This window comes from Oleiphilus sp. HI0128 (assembly GCF_001635365.1).
Window position 1 is genome coordinate 1 of record NZ_LWGG01000796.1, and the last position, 4,541, is coordinate 4,541.

At 45.1% G+C, this 4,541-nt stretch carries 2 protein-coding genes; one reads left to right on the plus strand and one right to left on the minus strand.

Going from position 1 to position 4,541, the window contains the following annotated elements:
- On the minus strand, nt 1-1,125 hold a 1,125-nt coding region (locus tag A3763_RS11480; protein WP_231872178.1), incomplete at its 3' end, for a DUF6160 family protein.
- A 473-nt stretch (nt 1,126-1,598) separates the two neighbouring features.
- Here A3763_RS11480 and A3763_RS11485 point away from each other — a divergent pair.
- On the plus strand, nt 1,599-4,541 hold a 2,943-nt coding region (locus A3763_RS11485), incomplete at its 3' end, for an ATP-binding protein (protein ID WP_068760049.1).

Below are 4,541 nucleotides of genomic sequence, written 5' to 3' on the forward strand. Positions count from 1 at the left end.
ACCGAATGCATTCAATCCGTCTAGACCAGAAGTGTCACCACGATGGTTGTGGATTTTCAGATCGTTGATCTGAACACCAGCGATATCGATGTAAACATCTAAATCAGTGATGTTGAAGTAGCTATCCATGTGGATTTTTGAGTTCGCATCACCGTAACCAGTAGAACCAGTCACAGCATCAGAAGCTTCAGCAGCAGAGATACGACCATTACCATCAGTGTCAGTAGCGCCGAAACCATTACCATTGTTTTCGATATGGATATCTTTGTGACCCAAGTAACCAGCAATGCTTAAGTCACTGATCAAAGTAGTAGTTTGTGCTGTAGGATGTGTAAGGATGTTTGTAGCTGAATCATATGTGCCTTCACCAGCGCCATAAGAAGAATCAGCAATACCGATAGCATCGATTGTATACTTGAAATCAACTGCAGTGATAGCACCGTCGATAACTTCTTGAGTTGAGAAACCAGCAAGTGCAGTAGCGCCGCCAGCGATAAGAGCATCAGCATCGATAAGCGCAGCTAGTGGGTCAGTTGCGATTTCGTGAATCAACAAGTCACCGTCTTCGATACCAACACGACCCTTAACGAATGTTCCGCCAAGTGCACCAGCAACTGCTTGAACAACAGATACACCAGGAGCAGCCTGTACATTGTTAGATTCTAGCTGCTTCAAAGATGCGCCACCAGCGTTAGCTTCGATACCGCCAGCCAAACCAGCTAGACGGCCATCATCTACAGCACCGTATGCTAGAGCCAATGCTGCTAGACCTTCTGCGCCGTAAAAATCAGACAAACCACGATCTAAGATGTTTTCGCCAGTAGCAGCAGAACCAGCAATATCGATGTTCATACGGATATTGTCAAGCATGTCAGTGTCGTTTGCTAGGTTAGCGTCACCAGTGTTTGCGTTACCGCCAATAGTGATACCGTTGATGAATAGGCTACCAGCATCTTTATACATGAACTGACCGATAGATACTTTAGTTTCTAAATCGATAGTTAAACCAGCTTGACCAGTTAATTCACCCATTGTTGAATCATCAAGAGCTTTTAATTCTGCTTGTGCGCCCGCTGCTACTGCTGCGATTGCGGATGCTAATGCTATTTTCTTCAGGCCTTTCATATTAGTTACCTAAGTTTTGGGTTCGCATACTTTAGGTTCTGCCCAACTGAAAACGTGTTAGTTGTATATTCATGAATATTTACCAGATATCAATTTTCACTAGTATATGCTTTTGATTTTGACTTTGTCGTGAATTCAATCACAGCGCGTTTGCTATAATAGGGGTCATATTGAATTTTGCCTTCTTATCACCAGTTTGAGATATCAGGTAGCTGCTTAATAACAGCAGTATTCAGCCAAAGTTTAAGCAAGTGCCAGTGTCTTAAATTGGCACTTTTCTGACCAAGTCTTGCTTAGAATGGTTAGGCCCAAGTCAGACAATTTATTCTAATAGGCCAGCTTGGGTGCTGACTTTTAGGCATTAGTTATATCGTGACCTAACACGTTTAAAGCTCGTTTTCGCCCTAAAAAAGCATTACCCTGTCTAGCTAAATACTCATTTATAAGTACATAAAACTTTTGCTATAGAGCTTATGCCTGCCAAACAGAAGATTCTTAAAGTTCGTCGCCACTATAACCAGTGGGTGGCTGACCAAACCCTAGAAGATTACGCCTTACGATTCACCGCTCGTAAAGCTCGGCGTATGGGTATTAGCCGTGTCGGCAAAACCGCTTTAGGGGCGACTGCTTTTTTGGCACTTGAAAGCATTGCTGCAGCGGTAACGATTAACTATGGCTTTGTGAATACCATTGCAGCGATGTTAGTCGTTGCAGCGGTTTTCTTTATTACCGGTTTTCCAATTGCTTACTACTCAGCTAAACACGGTTTAGACATTGATCTTTTGACGCGAGGTGCCGGGTTTGGCTACTTAGGCTCCACAGTCACGTCACTTATTTATGCTTCGTTTACTTTTATCTTCTTTGCGATTGAAGCCGCTATTCTCGCATCGGCTTTACATGCCTTGCTGGGTATTCCGCTATCGATCGGGTATTTCATTTGCGCTGTGGCGGTTATCCCTATTGTGATCCGGGGGATTACCACTATTTCGCGTTTTCAAGTCGGGACGCAAACTCTGTGGTTACTATTACAAATCGCGGCAATCGCTACCGTGATCATTGTCGAATATGATACTTTGCCTGCTTGGACAGACTATCAGCCAAAGGGCCTTAGTAATGCAGGTGAATTCAATTGGCTATTGTTCGGCGCCGCTGCTTCAGTATTTTTTGCCTTGGTTGCTCAGATTGGTGAGCAGGTAGACTATCTACGCTTTCTTCCTCCTAAGACTGAACAGAATAAGAAAAAGTGGTGGTTTTGGTTGGTCTTATCAGGGCCAGGCTGGATCTTTATCGGTTTGCTGAAAATGCTCTTTGGCTCCTTTATCGCTTATATTGCGATTACAGAAGGGGCTACTTATGTGGTCGCCAGCGACCCGACTTATATGTACGAACGTGTATTTAATTACCTGACTAACTCACCGTCAATGTCGCTTATTTTAGCTGCGGTTATGGTGATTATCTGCCAGATGAAGATCAACGTAACGAACGCTTATGCCGGGTCGATAGCTTGGTCTAACTTCTTCTCGCGGGCAACTCACAGCCACCCTGGGCGGGTTGTTTGGTTGGTCTTCAATGTGACAATTGCTTTGATTCTGATGGAGTTAGGTGTGCATGAGGCACTCGAAGCAATTTTGGGGGTTTTCGCTATTGTCGCAGTGAGTTGGCTAGGCTCGCTTACTGCAGACTTATTGATTAACAAACCACTTGGGCTCAGCCCCTCTTATATCGAGTTTAAGCGAGGTCACCTCTATGATGTTAACCCGGTTGGTACTGTTTCAATGGTGGCTGCCTGTATTCTTGGTTTAGCTGCATATCTTGGGGTGTTTGGCGAGACAAGTAAGAATCTTAGCCACTTTATTTCTTTGTTAGCCTGTTTCATCTTTGTGCCACTGATCGCTTATATTACCAAAGGAAAGTATTACTTAGCGCGACAGTCCCCAGAGCTTATTCCCATTATAGAGGAAGCGAAAACCAGAGCTTCGTCGGGTGCTGCACCGTCACCATACCCGTCTATTGGACCGACGCTTACCTGCGGCGTCTGTGACAATGACTTTGAAGTGGAGGACATGAGTTATTGTGGCGTTTATGCTCAGCCTATATGTTCGCTCTGTTGTTCCCTCGATGTGCGTTGTCTAGATAGCTGCAAACCTCATGCTAGGCTTTCTCGTCAGGTGGTGAATTTCTTAAGGCGCTTTATGCCAGGCAAGTTAGTGCGTTCTACGAATTCAAGGCTAGGGCGTTTTGCTGGGCTGCTTATTATTACGAATATGATCAACGCCGCGATGCTGGCCTTGGTTTATGAGCATATGATGCCTTCTGCGATTGCCGATCAGGAGGTGCTAAAGCAAAGTCTGATCACACTGTTCTTTATTTTCTTGATCGTTACGGGTGTGATTTCCTGGCTGTTTCTCTTGGCGCACGAGAGCCGGGTGGTAGCCCAAATTGAGTCCAATCGGCAAACACGTAAGCTGATGCGAGAAATCCAAGCTCATGAGAAAACCGATCTGGAATTGCAACAAGCCAAAGAGCATGCAGAGCAAGCGAATGACGCCAAGAGTCGCTATCTATCTGGGATCAGTCACGAGCTGAGAACCCCGCTTCAATCGATACTCGGCTATGCGCAATTACTGACTGACAAGCAGGACCTTGATGATGCACAGTCTCGAGGCTTGAATATCATTCATCGCAGTGGCTTGCATCTGGCAGATTTGATTGAAGGCCTGCTTGATATATCAAAGATTGAGGCTGGGCGCTTGGACTTGTTTCGGAACAAGGTTCAGTTACCTGAATTGCTCGATCAGCTTGCCAGTATGTTTCAAATGCAGGCTAAGAACAAAGGGATTGAGCTTAACTTCAATATAGAAGGGCGATTGCCGAAAATGGTGATGGCAGATGAAAAGCGCTTGCGCCAGGTTTTGATCAATGTTTTGTCTAATGCTGTGAAGTATACACAAGAAGGTTCAATCGACTTTACGGTGAAGTACCGTTCTCAGGTGGCAGAATTCATTATCAAAGATACCGGGCCAGGGATAGAGGCTTCCTACCTTGCACGTATATTCGAACCTTTTGAAAGGGTGCGTAATACACATACACCGAATGTGCAGGGGACAGGTCTTGGTTTGACTATCGTGAAGCTCTTAACTGAAGTAATGGGTGGAGAGTTACAGGTCGACTCAGAACTTGGGAAGGGCAGTTGTTTTAAGGTGAGCTTAATGCTGCCCTGGGTGAACAATACTCAGCAGGTAGAAGAAGCCGTTAAGGCCAAGATAGTTGGCTACGAAGGTTATCAGCGAACTATCTGTTTGGTAGATGATGACCCGGTTCTAAGGGGCTTCTTGTCAGACTTACTCATTCCACTGGGCTTTACTACCTTAGAGGCTTTTGATGCACCATCTTGTATGGCGCTATTAGATACGGCC